Here is a 14962-nt window from a genome sequence, read left to right on the forward strand (position 1 = left end):
GCCCGGTCCCATTCCGAACCCGGAAGCTAAGCCTGACAGCGCCGATGGTACTGCAACCGAAGGGTTGTGGGAGAGTAGGACACCGCCGGACTAACTTCAGGACAGGGTCCTGACCAGGGTCGAGAACCTCTGACAGGTTCTCCCCGGTCAGGGCCCTGTCTCTTTTCATGTCCAGGGACGGACTACAGTGGTCCGTTGGCGCGCCCCGAGGGTGTCGCCGGTATCGAAAACTTTTTCAATAGTGGCAGGAGGCCAGGTGTCCGAGTTCGGTCGACGTGACTCAGATGATGGCGCGTCCGGCCGGTCGGGCCGCCGGGACGAGAGTCCCCGCGGAGGCCGGTCTGACGCGCAGCGAGGTGACCGGCGTGGTTCCGCCGGCGGTAGGCAGGACCGGGGCGGCCGCGACGGCGGCTACCAGGGCCGCCCGCGCCGTGACGACCGCGGTGCCCGCGGTACGAGCAGCTACTCCGGCAAGCCCGCGCGCAGTGGCGATGGTCCCCGCGACCAGCGCTCCGGTAGCAGCCGGTTCGCCGGGCAGGGCCGTGACGAGAACCGTCCGCGCTACAACAACGACGACCGCCGGGGCCCCGGCGCCGGCGACCGTCGTGACGACCGTTCGGGTGGTCGCGACAGCAGGGACAACCGCGGCGGTGCCTACCGGTCCGACGATCGTCGGGACAACCGGGACAGCCGCGGCGACGACCGTGGTGGTTACCGCTCGGACAACCGCGGTGGCGACAGCCGCGGCGGTGACCGTGGAGGCTATCGCGGCGGCGACAACCGCAGCGACAATCGTGGCGGTGACCGCGGTGGGTTCCGGTCCGACAACCGCGGCGACCGTGGCGGCTACCGTTCGGACAACCGCAACGACAGCCGTGGCAGTGACAACCGTGGCAGCGACAGTCGCGGTGGCGACCGTGGCGGTTACCGCTCCTCCGACAGCCGTCCCGAGCGCCGTTATGACAACCGGTCCGACAATCGTTCGGACAGCCGCTCGGACAACCGTTCCGAGGGCCGGTACGAGAAGCGTTCCGACAGCCGCCCGGCCCGTTCGGGCTACAGCTCGGACAACCGCGGCCGTTCCGACGACCGCCCGTCCGGCAACCGGTACGAAGGACGCCCCCAGGGCAAGTCGTCGTACGGCGACCGCGACAACCGGGGCGGTGGCGACGACCGTCGCCCGTCCTCCTACCGTGATCGTGACGACCGCGGCGGTTCGCGTTCCGGTGGCTACAACAGCGACCGCCGCGACGACAAGCGTCCCTCCTCGGGAGACCGTCGTCCCAGCAGCGGTGGCTACGAGCGCAAGTCCTACGGCGATCGCGACAACCGCGGTGGCGACAGTCGTGGCGGCGACAACCGTGGTGGCGGCTACCGCCCCTCCGGCGACCGTCCCGACCGCAGGCCTTCCGGTGACCGTCCGGAGAAGCGGTACGACGACAAGCGCGGAGACTCCCGCGGCGGCGAAGGCCGGTTCGAGCGCAAGCGCGACGACCGTCCCCAGCGTGACCGTTCCGAGGGGCGCAAGGACTTCCGGTCCTCGCCCCGCGTGGACGACAAGCAGATCGACGACGAGACCTTGGCGCGCGAGCTGCTCGAGGCCCCGGAACTGCCCGAAGGCATCGAGTTCTCCGACCTCGACGAAGACGCCCGCCGCGAACTCCGCACCCTGCCCAAGGCACTCGCGGAGACCGTCGGCAAGCACCTCGTCGCCGCCGGCGGGCTGGTCGACGATGACCCCGAGGCCGCGCTCGCGCACGCCAAGTACGCGAAGGCCAAGGCGTCGCGGGTCCCGATCGTCCGTGAGGCGCTCGGCCTGGTCGCCTACCACGCGGGCAACTGGTCCGACGCCCTGTCCGAGCTGCGGGCCGTCCGCCGGATGACCCGGGCCGACGACCACATCGCGATCATCGCCGACGCCGAGCGGGCCATCGGCCGTCCGGAGCGGGCGCTGGATCTCGCGAAGGAGGTCGACAAGGAGCGTCTGTCCAAGGCGACCCAGATCGAACTCGCGATCGTCGCCGCCGGCGCGCGCCGCGACCTCGGTCAGCTCGACGCCGCCGTCGTCTCCCTGCAGAGTGACGACCTCAAGGCCGAGAAGCGCGACCCGTGGAGCGCCAGGCTTTTCTACGCCTACGCCGACAACCTCGCCGCCGCCGACCGCAAGGAGGAAGCGATCCGCTGGTTCCTCAACGCGGCAGAGGCCGACGAGGAGGACGAGACCGACGCCGCCGAGCGCGCCGCGGAGCTCACGAATGGCTGACGCTCTGTCAGCCGGGTACGACGCGGTCCTGTTCGACCTCGACGGGACGGTCTATCACGGCAGCACCGTGGTCCCGGGCGCACCGGAAGCCCTCCGTGCGCTCCGGGACGGCGGCACCGCCGTCCGGTGGGTGACGAACAACGCCTCCAAGGCGCCCGCGCAGGTCTCCGAGCACCTCGAGGCACTCGGACTGCCCGCCACCCCCGAAGAGGTCCACACGAGCTCTCAGGCGGCCGCCACCCTGTTGGGTGAGCGGCTGCCTCAGGGCGCCGTCGTGCTCGTCGTGGGTACGGAGTCGCTGGCCGCCGAAATCGAGTCGGTCGGGCTGCGGACGGTCCGGGAAGCCGGTCCGGACGTGGCGGCCGTGGTCCAGGGGCACTCCCCGGACAACACCTGGGCCGCTCTCGCGGAGGCGTGTCTCGCCATCCGCGCGGGCGCGCTGTGGGTGGCGACCAACGTCGACGCGACCTTGCCGACCGAGCGCGGTCTGCTGCCGGGCAACGGGTCGATGGTGGCCGCGTTGCGCCACGCCACCGGCCTCGAACCGCTGGTGGCGGGCAAGCCGGCGCCACTGCTGTTCACCACGGCGGCGCGGGACGCGGGCGCGGAGCGGGCACTCGTGGTGGGCGACAGGCTCGACACCGACATCGAGGGCGCTGTCGCGGCCGGGATCGACGCGCTCTGCGTCATGACCGGTGTCGCCGACGCGGCGTCCTTGCTCAAGGCGAGGCCCGAAGAGCGTCCGCGCTACCTCGCGCAGGACCTGACCGGGCTGAGTGACCGCGCGGATCTGCTCGAAATCGGGCCCAAGGACGGCTGGCGCGTCACCGCACAGGGTGACGTGCTCGAGGCCGAGGGTGAAGGTGACTCCCTGGACCTGTTGCGCGCGCTGTGCGCGGTGGCCTGGGAGTCGGGGATCACCGAGGTCCGTGGTGTGGGCGACACCGCCCGCGCCGCGCTCGGCGAGCTGCGCCTCGCCTGACCAGCGCTGCTAACTTGGTGGGGTGCAAGACCACCACCACCCCGTTCCGCGACCGCCGATGCCCGGCCCCCCGCCGGTACCCGGACCACCGGCGATCCAGGCAGACCACTTCGCGCAGCAGGACACGGATCCCCGCGCCGGGGTCGACGAGGCCGTGGCGGGTCTCGACGACCTGGCCTCGCTTCCGCTCTCGGAGCACGTCGACCGCTTCGAAGCCGTGCACACCGAGCTGACGGTGGCACTGTCCACCATCGACAAGGTCTGACCGCGTGCCCAAACGCGCCCGCCTGGACGCGGAGCTCGTCCGGCGGGGTCTCGCCCGCTCCCGCGAGCAAGCGTCCGCTCTGATCGCCGAGGGCAAGGTCAGCGTGCGCGGGATGGTGGCCACCAAACCCGCGACCGGGGTCGAGTCCGGCGCGCCGATCGTGGTGCGCGACAGCGACGATCCCGGCTGGGCCTCCCGAGGCGCGCACAAACTGCTCGGCGCGCTCGAAGCCTTCACCCCGCAAGGTCTTTCCACCGAGGGAAAGCGCTGCCTCGACGCGGGCGCCTCGACCGGTGGCTTCACCGACGTCCTGCTGCGCGGTGGCGCCGCAACGGTGATCGCGGCCGACGTCGGCCGTGGTCTGCTGGACTGGCGCCTGCGCACCGACGACCGCGTGGTCGTCCTCGACAAGACGAACGTCCGCAACCTGACCCCGGAGGACCTCGGCGGGCAGGTCGACCTCGTGGTCGGGGACCTCTCGTTCATCTCGCTCAAAATCGTGCTTCCCGCGCTGGCCGCCTGCGCGCGGGACGGCGCCGACCTGGTGCCGATGGTGAAACCGCAGTTCGAGGTCGGCAAGGACCGGCTCGGCAGCGGTGGCGTCGTCCGTGATCCCGAGCTGCGGGTCGAATCGGTGCTCGGCGTGCTCGCCGAGGCCGAGAAGCTGGATCTGCGCCTGCGTGGCGTCGTGGCGAGCCCGCTCCCCGGGCCGTCCGGGAACGTCGAATACTTCGTCTGGCTTACCCGCGGGGCGGGAGAGACCATCGGCACCGACGCCGAACGGCTCGTCCGGACCGCAGTCCTGGAGGGACCCCAATGAGCGATCGCGAGGTGCTGCTCGTCGTGCACCCGGACCGGGACGCGACCCGGGACGCGGCACGCGAGGTGTCGGCCCGTTTCGCCAAAGCCGGTGTGCGGCTGCGGGTGCTCGACGAAGACGTCCGGGAGATGCTCGAGGCGGACGGCGGGATCGGCGCGCCCTGCACGGTCATGGCGCCGGAGCAGGACCCGGCCGCCGGGACCGAGCTGGTGTTCGTACTCGGCGGTGACGGCACGCTCCTGCGGGCCGCGGAACTCGCCAGGCCGAACGGTGTTCCGGTCCTCGGCGTGAACCTCGGCCGTGTCGGCTTCCTCGCCGAGGCCGATTCGGACAAGCTCGCCGACACCGTCCAGCGGGCCGTCGACGGCGACTACCAGGTCGAAGAGCGGATGACCGTCGACGTCGTGGTCAGTGTCGACGGTGAGGAGACCGTCCACACGTGGGCGCTCAACGAGGCCAGCGTCGAGAAGAGTTCGCGTGAGCGAGTGCTGGACGCGCTCATCGAGGTCGACGGAAGGCCCGTGTCGTCCTTCGGCTGCGACGGCGTCCTGTGCGCCACACCGACCGGCTCGACGGCGTACGCGTTCTCCGCGGGCGGCCCGATCATCTGGCCGGACGTCCAGGCGCTCCTGGTGGTCCCGAGCAACGCGCACGCGATGTTCTCCCGGCCGCTGGTCGTCTCCCGCGACTCGGAGATCACCGTCGCCATCGATCCGGACGGGTCGCCCGCCGTTCTGACCTGCGACGGATCGCGGACCTTCGATCTTCCCGCCGGCGCGTCCGTGCGGGTCACCTGCGGCCGGGTGCCGGTGCGGCTGATCCGGCTGTGGGAAGGCCCGTTCACCGACCGGCTGGTGCACAAGTTCTCGTTGCCGATCAAGGGCTGGCGGGAGCGACACGCCCGCTGACGGATGTCATGAAAGGGGCTTTCAGGACGAAAAACGTCTTGAAAGCCCCTTTCATGACGTGGCGGGTGCGGGAACGGTCGGGGTGGGCCGCTACGGTGGGCGTCGTGCTGGCCGAGATGCGCATCCAGGGCCTCGGAGTCATCGAGGACGCCCTGCTGGAACTGCACGCGGGCTTCACCGTGGTCACCGGTGAGACGGGTGCGGGCAAGACGATGGTCGTCAGCGGGTTGCACCTGCTCTCCGGCGGCCGAGCCGAAGTGTCCAAGGTGCGAACGGGAATGCTGAAGGCCTTCGTGGAAGGCCGATTCGAGCTGGGCGGTGCCGAGGGCGCCACCCGGATCGTCACCGACGCCGGGGCGGAGGTCGACGAGGACGGCAGTGTCATCGCGCTGCGCGCGGTTTCGGTCGACGGCCGGTCCCGTGCTCACCTCGGTGGCCGTTCGGTGCCGGTCGGCGTGCTCGCCGACCTGTCCGAGCAGCTGATCGCCGTCCACGGGCAGAACGATCAGCTGCGGCTGCTGCGGCCCGCCGAGCAGCGCGCGGTGATCGACCGGTTCGCCGGCGAGGCCGTCACCGAACCGCTGGAGCAGTACCGCGCGGTCCGGGACGACTGGCTCGCCGTCGTCGCCGAACTGACCGAGCGCTCCACCCGCTCCCGCGAGATGGCCCAGCAGGCCGACCTGCTGCGGCACGGGCTCGCCGAGATCGACGCCGTCGCGCCGGAACCCGGCGAGGACACCGAACTCACCGAGCAGATCAAGCGCCTGGCCGCGGTCGACGAACTGCGGTCCGCGTCCAGCGCGGCGCACGCCGCCGTCGCCGGTTCGGCGGAAGGGGATCCGGACGCGCCCGGCGCGCTGGGACTGATCGGCGAGGCGACGCGCCACCTGACCGGTTCCGAGGACGCCGTGCTGCGTGAACTCGGGCCCCGGCTGGACGAAGCCTCGGTGCTGTTGTCCGAAGTGAGCACCGAGCTGGGCAGCTACCTCGAAACGCTCGACGCCGATCCCGCGCTCCTGGAAAAGGTGCTCGCGCGCCAGGCCGACTTGAAGCGGCTCACGCGCAAGTACGCGGCCGATGTGGACGGTGTGCTCGCCTGGGCCGACGACGCCCGCCGCCGGATGTCCACGATGGACACCTCCGAGGAGGCACTGTCCGAACTGGCCACTCGCCGTGACGCGCTCGCCGTGACCCTCGCCGAGCACGCCCTCCGCCTGTCGGAGGCGCGCGTCGAGGCCGCCGCCGAACTGGCCGAGGCGATCACCGCCGAGATGTCCGGGCTCGCCATGGGACAGGCGGAGATCGAGATCACCGTCGAGCGGCGCACGGTGGACGAGAGCGATTCGCACGCGGTGAAGGTCGAAGGCAGGCTCGTGCACGCCGGTCCCGATGGGATCGACGACGTCGAACTGCTGCTGCGCGCGCACAACGGCGCCCCGCCGCTTCCCGTGCACAAGGCCGCTTCCGGCGGTGAGCTTTCCCGTGTGATGCTGGCGATCGAGGTCGTCCTCGCGCATGCGGACACCGTGCAGACGCTGGTGTTCGACGAGGTCGACGCCGGGGTCGGCGGCCGCGCCGCGGTCGAGATCGGCAGGCGGCTCGCGCGGCTGGCGCGCAGTCACCAGGTCCTCGTGGTCACGCACCTGCCGCAGGTGGCGGCGTTCGCCGATCAGCATCTGGTGGTGGACAAGGGCACGAGCGGCGGGGTGACCCGCAGTGGCGTGCGAGTCCTCGAACAATCGGAACGCGTCGTCGAACTCGCGCGCATGCTCGCCGGAATGGAAAGCACCGAGACCGGCCGGGCGCACGCGGAGGAATTGCTCGCCGTCGCCGAGGCCGACAAGAGCGCGCCGGACAAGCCCAAAGCCCGTCGCGGCGGAAAGCGCAAGAAGGCGAAATAGCGCTCCGAAACCGGGTCAACCCCATCGTGGGACAACCGGCGTAGCCCGACCCGGTGTGGGTTAATCGGCGTGTTTCCATCGGCGTGGCGGACGCAGAAGGCCGCGCGAATTTGTCACTATCGGTCGCATGAAGCTCACCGGCTTGCTCACGCGTAACCAAGAGACCCTCCCCGGTATCACCGGCGTCGCCAGGGTCGACAGGCGTACGCGCGAGCTTCTCCGCCGGCTGAGCCCGGGCGACATCGTCGTCCTCGACCAGCTCGATCTCGACCGTTCGACGGCCGACGCCTTGGTGGAGGCCGAAGTCGCGGCGGTGGTGAACGCCTCGCCGTCGATCTCCGGCCGGTTCCCCAACCTCGGCCCGGAGATCCTGCTCGAGGCGGGGATCCCGCTGGTGGATTCGGTCGGCGGCGAACTGCTGCGCAAGGTGAAGGACGGCACGAAACTCCGCCTGCACGAGGGCGTCGTCTACATCGGTGAGCGGCAGCTCGGATCGGGGATCCAGCAGACGCGCGAGAGCGTCGCGGATCAGATGATCGAGGCCAAGGCCGGGATGTCCACCCAGCTGGAGGCGTTCTCCGCGAACACGATCGAATTCCTGCGCCGGGAACGCAGTCTCATTCTCGACGGTGTCGGGGTGCCGGAGATCCGGGTCCCGCTGAAGGACCGGCACGCCCTCGTGGTCGCGGGCGGCAACGGGCACGCCGAAGACCTCAAGAAACTGAAGAAGTACATTTCCGAGCACCGGCCGGTGCTGATCGGTGTCGACGCCGGGGCGGACACCCTGCGCGCGCAGGGGTACCAGCCGGACGTCATCGTCGGCGACCCGCACGGCATCGGTGCAGAGACGCTCCGCAGCGGCGGTGAGGTCGTGGTCCCGGCGCAGCCGGACGGACACGCGCCGGGCGTCGAGCGCATCCAGGACCTCGGGATCGGCGCGGTCACCTTCCCCGCGACGGGCAACGCCGAGGACCTCGCGCTCCTGCTGGCGGACGCGCACGAGGCGAGTCTGGTGGTCACGGTCGGTTTCCAGGCGACACTGCGGGAATTCCTCGACCACGGCCGGTCCGGGTCGAACCCGTCGACGTTCCTCACGAGGCTCAAGCTCGGCACGAAACTGGTGGACGGCAAGGCCGTCGCGACGCTGCACCGCAGCCGGGTGTCGATCGGCGCCATCGTGCTGCTGGTACTGGCGACCTTGGTGGCCGTCGCGGCCGCGCTGCTCGTCTCCGACGTGGGTTCGGTCTACCTCGACTGGATCCGCGACACCTGGAACTCGTTCATCGCCTGGGGCAAGGGACTCTTCACGTGATTTCTCTGCGGTACCACATCGTTTCCATCGCCGCCTGCTTCCTGGCGCTCGCGCTCGGGGTGGTGCTCGGGTCCACCGCCCTGAACGGTTCGCTGCTTTCGGGGCTCGCCAGCCAGAAGGAGGACCTGGGGTCCCAGGTCGCGGATCTGGAGGCGCAGCGCAATTCGCTCAACGCCCGGCTCAGCGACGCGGACACGTTCGCCGGGGCCATGGGACCGAAGGTCGTCGCCGATCAGCTGGACAAGCGTTCGGTGGTGCTGGTGACCACAGAGGACGCGAAGCCCGCGGACCGCGACGCGCTCAAGCAGCTCGTCGGGCAGGCGGGCGCCGCCGTCACCGGCGAGATCCAGCTGACCGAGGCGTTCTCCGACCCGATGCGGTCCGATCAGCTGCGTGACGTCGTGACACGCCTGCAGCCCGCCGGTGTCCAGTTCCCGACCGCGGGCGACCCCGGCACCCTCGCCGGCGCGCTGCTCGGCTCGGTGGCGTTGCTGAACAAGGACAACGCGCAGCCGCAGTCGACGCCGGTGGAACTCGCCGCCGCGCTCGGCGGCCTCACCGACGGCGGTTTCCTCAAGGCGGGCCAGGACGTCAAACCCGCGCAGCTCGCGATCGTGCTCACCGGCTCCAAGTACACCGGCGACGGCGCCGGTGATCGTGCTTCGACCGTCGCGCGCTTCGCGGCGCAGCTCGACCGGTCCGGCGCGGGCACGGTACTGGCGGGCGACGCGGGATCCGCCGACGGCACCGGCGCGATCGGCGTCGTCCGCGCCGACACCTCGTCGACCTCGATTCTGTCCACTGTGGACAACGCGGAGACCGCGGCGGGCCGGGTCACCACGATCATGGCGCTGCGCGAGCAGCTCGAAGGCGGCGCCGGACGCTACGGGATCGCGGGCAACGCCCAGGCTCCCGCCCCCGGAATCGCCGCCGCGGGCAACTGACCCCCTCGCGTTTCGTCCTCTAGTTGCGGTAGTTGGTGGCACTAACTACCGCAACTAGAGGACTAATTGCGGGGCCAGAGACGGGTTTTGGGGAGCGGGCGGGCGTTCTGGCCGTCGTCGAGGTTTCTGCCGATAAACTCGGGTACGAGCTGTTACGGCTGTGTCGAGGGGAGATCGGGTGGCCGAGGAAGGACCGCGGCAGCCGCTGGGCGCGACCCGGCAACGGGTCCGGGACGAGCTGCGCGAACGGATCCTCACCGGGCGGTTGAAACCGGGGGACCGGCTCGTCGAACGCGAACTCGCCGAGGAACTCGGCGTCTCGCGGGTCCCGGTGCGCGAGGCCATCCGCAGTCTGGAGGCCGAAGGCTTCCTCGCCGTGCAGTCGCCCCGGCGGATCGTCGTGCGACGGCTGGCCAAGGCCGACGTCGAGGAGCTGTTCGACGTCCGTGAGGCGCTCGAAGGCCTCGCCGCCGGGCTGGCCGCCGAGCGGGCGGGCAAGCCGGAACTGCGCGCGCTCGAACGCCTGCTCACCGACGCGGCGCGTGCCACCGAAAGCGGCGACCCGGCTCGGATCACCTCGCTCAACACCCGCTTCCACGACGAGATCGTCGCGCTGGCGGGCAACGGGCTGCTGCACGAGATCCTGCGGCCGCTCGAAGGCAGGCTGCGCTGGCTCACCAGCCAGAACGAGCACTGGGGCGAACTGCTCGACGAGCACCGCCGCCTTTACGACGCGATCGCTTCGGGTGATGCGGGCAGGGCGCGGGACCACGCCGTGGAGCACGTCCGCGTGAATCGCGCGGTCACGCTGCGGACGTTGTTCCCCGAGGACGGCGGAGAACGCTCCGCGGGCTGAGCCGGACATGTCAGACTCGCCGGATGATCACCGACGAACAACGGGCCGCCCGCACCGCGCGGGCGGTGGCCGCCGCGGTCGCCGCGGGCCGCGACCTCGGACTCGCCGTCATCGAACCCGAGGTCCTGTACGACGTCTTCTCCGTCATCGTGAAGCTGGCGCCTTCGCCCGTGGTCGTGCGTGTGCCGACAGTGCTGCCGCGCACCACCACCCTGGAGACGCAGCTGGCCGACCAGCGGCGTGAGCTCGCGGTCGCCGCCTGGCTCGGCGAGAAGGGGCTGCCGGTCGTCAAGCCGAGTCCGCTGGTGCCTGCGGAACCCGTGCGGCGGGACGGTTTCTCAATGACGTTCTGGGAGCTCGTCGAGTTCGTCGAGGACGCGAACCTCAGGGCCGAATACTCGGCGGGACTCGTGGCGAAGCTGCACGCCGCGCTCCGCGAGTACCCCGGCGAGCTGGCGTTCCTGACCGGGCTCGATCCGTTCATCCCGGACGCTCTCGCCCAGCTCGAAGACCGGCCGGACCTGCTCGACCCGGCCGACCTCGACCGCGCCCGCCGCGAATGGGAGCACTTCCGGCCACTGCTGGAATCGGAGGAGGCGTTCGCCAGGGCCTTCCCCGGGAGCACCGTCCAGCCGATCCACGGAGACTCGCCGGGCTACAACCTGATCGTCACGACCGAAGGCGAGCTCTACTCCGACTTCGAGCTCGTCAACCGAGGCCCGATCGAACGCGACCTCGCTTTCAACGGCCCCGAGGCCATCGAGGCCTACAACGCCGCCGCCACGGAACTGGGCTTGCGCAAGGTCGACGAAGGTGTGCTGCGGACGATGGAGGGCGTCGGCCTGCTGCAGGTGGTTGCCTGTCTGGCGATGGCGCCCGACCTGCCGATGCTCGTGGACGGTCTCAAGCCGATGATCGACCAATGGCGGGAGACGCCGTTCCCGGCCTAGCCGAGCATCGACGTCCAGGCTTCGGCGAATCCGGGGTAGGTCTTCCCGACCGTCCCCGGGTTCTCCACCTCGACGCCTTCGACCTTCAGCCCCAGCACCGCGGCCGCCATCACCAGGCGATGGTCGTCGTAGGTGTGGAACTTCCCGCCGTGCAGCGGCGCGGGCGTGATCCGCAGCCCGTCCTCGGTCTCGCGGACGTCGGCGCCGAACGACGACAGCTCGGTGGCGAGCGCGGTCAGCCTGTCGGTCTCGTGGCCGCGCAGATGCGCCACCCCGGAGATAACCGACGGGCTTTCGGCGAAGCACAGCAGCGCGGCTATCACCGGCGTCAGCTCGCCGACGTCGTGCAGATCCAGCTCGACGCCGGGGATCGTGCCGCTGCCGGTGACCGTCAGGCCGCCCGCGTCGAGTTCGGCGGTCGTGCCGAGGACGGGCAGGAGGCTGCGGAGCCAGTCTCCTGGCTGGGTCGTCTGCTGTGGCCAGCCCGCGATCCGCACCGTGCCACCGGTCGCGACCGCGGCGGCGGCGAACGGCGCCGCCGTCGAGAGATCCGGCTCGACGACGTACTCGGGGCAGGAGAGCCGTGTCGGAGCGACATGGAACTCGGCGCCCTCGCGGTCCACAGTGGCGCCGAAGCGGCGCAACATCTCCACGGTCATCGCGATATGCGGCTCGCTGGGCACCGGGCCGCCGACCAGGCGCACGGTGACGCCCTGCTGGAACGACGGCCCCGCGAGCAGCAGCGCGGACAGGAACTGGCTCGACGCCGACGCGTCCAGATCGACCTTGCCGCCCCGCAGGCCGCCTTCGCCGTGGACGGTGAACGGCACCGCGTCGCGACGGTCGTCGTCGATGCGGGCGCCGAGGCCGCGCAGCGCCTTCAGCAGCGGGCCGATGGGACGGCGGCGGAGCGCCTCGTCCCCGTCGAACAGCGCCGGGCCGGTGCCCAGCGCGGCGAGCGCGGGGGTGAACCTGGCGACCGTGCCCGCGTTGCCCAGTTCCACCCGGACGGTGTCGTGGGGATGCACGCGCCCGGGGCCGAGCGGGTGCACGAGGTAGCCGGAGATGCCTTCCTGCGAATGGGCGCCGAGGGCGTAGATGGCGCCGAGCATCAGCCGCGCGTCCCGGGAGTCGAGCGGGGTCCGCACCCGCGTCGGCGCGCTGGCGAGCGCGGCGAGGACGTAGGCCCGGTTGGTGATCGACTTCGAGCCGGGGACACGGACGTCCGCGTCGAGCGGGCCTTCCGCGACCGGTGCGGTCCAGGTGTCGTGCGCGTCTGTCACGTCGCGAGGGTAGCGGTTTTCCACTCCATCGGACGCTTGCGGCGTGGCCGGTGAGCGCTTCGGCGGGCGTGCGATAAGGTGGAAGCCCGTGGGACTTCAGTCGCGGGCTACCAAGTATGTCTTTGTCACCGGAGGCGTTGCCTCCTCTCTGGGTAAGGGACTCACGGCTTCCAGCCTGGGTCAGCTCCTTACCGCACGTGGGCTCCGGGTCACGATGCAGAAGCTGGATCCGTACCTCAACGTCGATCCAGGCACGATGAACCCGTTCCAGCACGGTGAGGTGTTCGTCACCGACGACGGCGCCGAAACCGATCTGGACATCGGGCACTACGAGCGTTTTCTCGACCGGGCTCTCGACGGCAAGGCCAACGTCACCACCGGGCAGGTCTACTCCGAGGTCATCGCCAAGGAGCGCCGTGGTGAGTACCTCGGCGACACCGTGCAGGTCATCCCGCACATCACCGACGAGATCAAGTCGAGGATCACCGCCGCGGCCGGCGCTGACGAGGACGGGAACAGCCCGGACGTCGTGATCACCGAGGTCGGCGGCACCGTCGGCGACATCGAGTCGCTGCCGTTCCTGGAGGCCTGCCGTCAGGTCCGCCACGACGTCGGCCGCGACCAGTGCTTCTTCCTCCACGTCTCGCTGGTGCCGTACCTCGCGCCGTCGGGCGAGTTGAAGACCAAGCCGACCCAGCACTCGGTCGCCGCGCTGCGCAACATCGGCATCCAGCCCGACGCGCTCGTCTGTCGCGCCGACCGTGAGCTGCCGGAGGACCTCAAGCGCAAGATCGGCCTGATGTGCGACGTCGACACCGAGGCCGTCATCGCCTGCCCCGACGCGCCGTCGATCTACGACATCCCGAAGGTGCTGCACCGTGAGGCGCTCGACGCCTACGTGGTGCGCCGTCTCGGGCTGCCGTTCCGCGACGTCGACTGGACGGTGTGGGGCGATCTGCTCGACCGCGTCCACAACCCGTCGGAAACGGTGCGGGTCGCGCTCGTCGGCAAGTACATCGACCTGCCGGACGCGTACCTGTCGGTGACCGAGGCGCTGCGCGCGGGCGGGTTCGCCCACCGCGCCAAGGTGCAGATCTCCTGGGTCCCCTCGGACTCCTGCGAGACCCCGGCCGGTGCCGCCGCCGCGCTGTCCGATGTGGACGGTGTGCTGGTGCCCGGCGGGTTCGGCGTGCGGGGCATCGAGGGCAAGGTCGGCGCCATCGCCTACGCCCGCACCCACGGGCTGCCACTGCTGGGCCTGTGCCTCGGCCTGCAGTGCATGGTGATCGACGCGGCCAGGAACCTGGCCGGGATCAAGGACGCGAACTCGGCCGAGTTCGACGACGCGAGCGCGAACCCGGTCATCTCCACGATGGCCGACCAGCGCGACGTCGTCGCGGGCGAGCGCGACATGGGCGGCACGATGCGGCTCGGCGCCTACCTCGCCAAGCTCAAGCCGGGCTCGCAGGTCGCGAAGGCGTACGGCAGCACCGAGGTCTCGGAGCGGCACCGTCACCGCTACGAGGTCAACAACGCCTACCGCAAGCGCCTTTCCGAGGCCGGTCTGGTGTTCTCGGGCACGTCGCCCGACGACCACCTGGTCGAGTTCGTGGAGCTGCCCGCCGACAAGCACCCGTTCTTCGTCGGCACCCAGGCGCACCCCGAGCTCAAGAGCCGCCCGACCCGGCCGCATCCGCTGTTCAGCGCGTTCGTGAAGGCCGTCGTGGACCGCAAGGTCGCCGAGCGGCTCCCGGTCGAGCTGGCCGAAACGCCCGCGGTGGCCCGGTGACCGAGCCCGGCAAGCACGAGTTCACCGTCGCGTCCACAAGGGACGTCCACATCGGACGTGTCGTGGGGCTGCGGGTCGACGAGGTCGTGATGCCCGGCGGCGGGACCGCCCGCCGCGAGGTCGTCGAACACCTCGGCGCGGTCGCCGTCGTCGCGCTCGACGCCGACGGCGCCGTCACGCTGATCCACCAGTACCGCCACCCGGTCGGGCGGCGGCTGTGGGAACTGCCCGCCGGCCTGATCGACAAGGCGGGGGAGGACGCCGTCGGCGCGGCGAAACGCGAGCTGGTCGAGGAGGTCGGGCTCAGCGCCGAACGCTGGGAGACCCTCGTCGACGTCGCCGCATCGCCCGGCTTCACCGACGAGGTCGTCCGCGTCTACCTCGCCCGGGAACTGTCCGAAGTGGACAGGGAGATCCTCGGCGAGGAGGAAGCCGACCTCGTCATGCGGAAGTTCCCGCTCGCCGAGGCGGTCCGGATGGCGCTGGCCGGTGAGCTGGTGAACGGGGCGACCGTCGGCGGCGTGCTGGCCGCGCACGCGGTGCTCACGGGTGCGGCTTCCTCACGTCCGGCGGACGCTCCTTGGGAGGACCGGCCGACGAAGTTCGCTTCGCGCGGTCTCTAGGTCCCTTCGCGCGCTATGAAAGTCCCCTTCATTGCAAATTTGCAATGAAGGGGACTTTCATGGCAT

General features: G+C 70.7%; 13 protein-coding genes and 1 rRNA gene. 13 read left to right on the top strand and 1 reads right to left on the bottom strand.

The genetic code is table 11. The features are described 5' to 3' along the window. The 11 genes from rrf to ACZ5IK_RS36875 form a co-directional block, all read left to right on the top strand. Positions 1–91 (top strand): 5S ribosomal RNA (gene rrf / locus ACZ5IK_RS36825); the annotation flags it as partial. Between the two features lie 165 nt (positions 92–256). After that, positions 257–2263, top strand: coding sequence for a tetratricopeptide repeat protein (locus ACZ5IK_RS36830; RefSeq protein WP_465491894.1), 2007 nt, complete (start codon positions 257–259; stop codon positions 2261–2263). Continuing rightward, entirely contained in the window at positions 2256–3245 is a 990-nt protein-coding gene (locus tag ACZ5IK_RS36835; RefSeq protein WP_465491895.1) for an HAD-IIA family hydrolase, read from the top strand. Before ACZ5IK_RS36830 ends, ACZ5IK_RS36835 begins: the two co-directional genes overlap by 8 nt. A 58-nt stretch (positions 3246–3303) precedes the next feature. Continuing rightward, the gene (locus tag ACZ5IK_RS36840; protein WP_101608744.1) at positions 3304–3510 is read left to right on the top strand and encodes a hypothetical protein; all 207 of its coding nucleotides are present in this window, start codon (positions 3304–3306) and stop codon (positions 3508–3510) included. 4 nt (positions 3511–3514) lie between these two features. Beyond that, positions 3515–4330 carry a TlyA family RNA methyltransferase gene (locus tag ACZ5IK_RS36845; protein WP_101608743.1) on the top strand — a complete coding sequence of 272 codons (816 nt, stop codon included), beginning with the start codon at positions 3515–3517 and terminating at the stop codon, positions 4328–4330. Next, positions 4327–5238: an NAD kinase gene (locus ACZ5IK_RS36850; protein WP_101608742.1), complete on the top strand. Its 912-nt coding sequence runs from the start codon at positions 4327–4329 to the stop codon at positions 5236–5238. The genes ACZ5IK_RS36845 and ACZ5IK_RS36850 overlap by 4 nt, the downstream gene beginning before the upstream one ends. A gap of 104 nt (positions 5239–5342) precedes the next feature. Next, on the top strand, positions 5343–7139 hold the full coding sequence (recN, locus tag ACZ5IK_RS36855; protein ID WP_168214344.1) for a DNA repair protein RecN: 1797 nt from the start codon (positions 5343–5345) through the stop codon (positions 7137–7139). Positions 7140–7266: 127 nt separating this feature from the next. Continuing rightward, positions 7267–8451 carry a putative cytokinetic ring protein SteA gene (gene steA / locus ACZ5IK_RS36860; RefSeq protein ID WP_101608740.1) on the top strand — a complete coding sequence of 395 codons (1185 nt, stop codon included), beginning with the start codon at positions 7267–7269 and terminating at the stop codon, positions 8449–8451. Then, positions 8448–9395 carry a copper transporter gene (locus tag ACZ5IK_RS36865; RefSeq protein WP_465491896.1) on the top strand — a complete coding sequence of 316 codons (948 nt, stop codon included), beginning with the start codon at positions 8448–8450 and terminating at the stop codon, positions 9393–9395. The genes steA and ACZ5IK_RS36865 overlap by 4 nt, the downstream gene beginning before the upstream one ends. Positions 9396–9573: 178 nt before the next feature. Continuing rightward, entirely contained in the window at positions 9574–10251 is a 678-nt protein-coding gene (locus tag ACZ5IK_RS36870) for a GntR family transcriptional regulator (RefSeq protein WP_465491897.1), read from the top strand. 23 nt (positions 10252–10274) lie between these two features. Beyond that, positions 10275–11201: an aminoglycoside phosphotransferase/kinase family protein gene (locus ACZ5IK_RS36875; RefSeq protein ID WP_465491898.1), complete on the top strand. Its 927-nt coding sequence runs from the start codon at positions 10275–10277 to the stop codon at positions 11199–11201. On the opposite strand, the gene aroA is transcribed toward ACZ5IK_RS36875, so the two are convergent. After that, entirely contained in the window at positions 11198–12484 is a 1287-nt protein-coding gene (aroA, locus tag ACZ5IK_RS36880) for a 3-phosphoshikimate 1-carboxyvinyltransferase (protein ID WP_465491899.1), read from the bottom strand. The two genes, ACZ5IK_RS36875 and aroA, sit on opposite strands and share 4 nt — an antisense overlap. A gap of 88 nt (positions 12485–12572) precedes the next feature. Between aroA and ACZ5IK_RS36885 the strand changes: the two genes are divergently transcribed. Together ACZ5IK_RS36885 and ACZ5IK_RS36890 are read left to right on the top strand one after the other, a co-directional pair. Continuing rightward, a complete protein-coding gene (locus ACZ5IK_RS36885; protein ID WP_465491900.1) occupies positions 12573–14273 on the top strand; it encodes a CTP synthase in 1701 nt (566 codons plus the stop codon). Beyond that, on the top strand, positions 14270–14896 hold the full coding sequence (locus ACZ5IK_RS36890) for an NUDIX domain-containing protein (RefSeq protein ID WP_465491901.1): 627 nt from the start codon (positions 14270–14272) through the stop codon (positions 14894–14896). The genes ACZ5IK_RS36885 and ACZ5IK_RS36890 overlap by 4 nt, the downstream gene beginning before the upstream one ends. Positions 14897–14962: the final 66 nt, after the last annotated feature.

It is taken from the genome of Amycolatopsis sp. NPDC031561 (assembly GCF_055580625.1).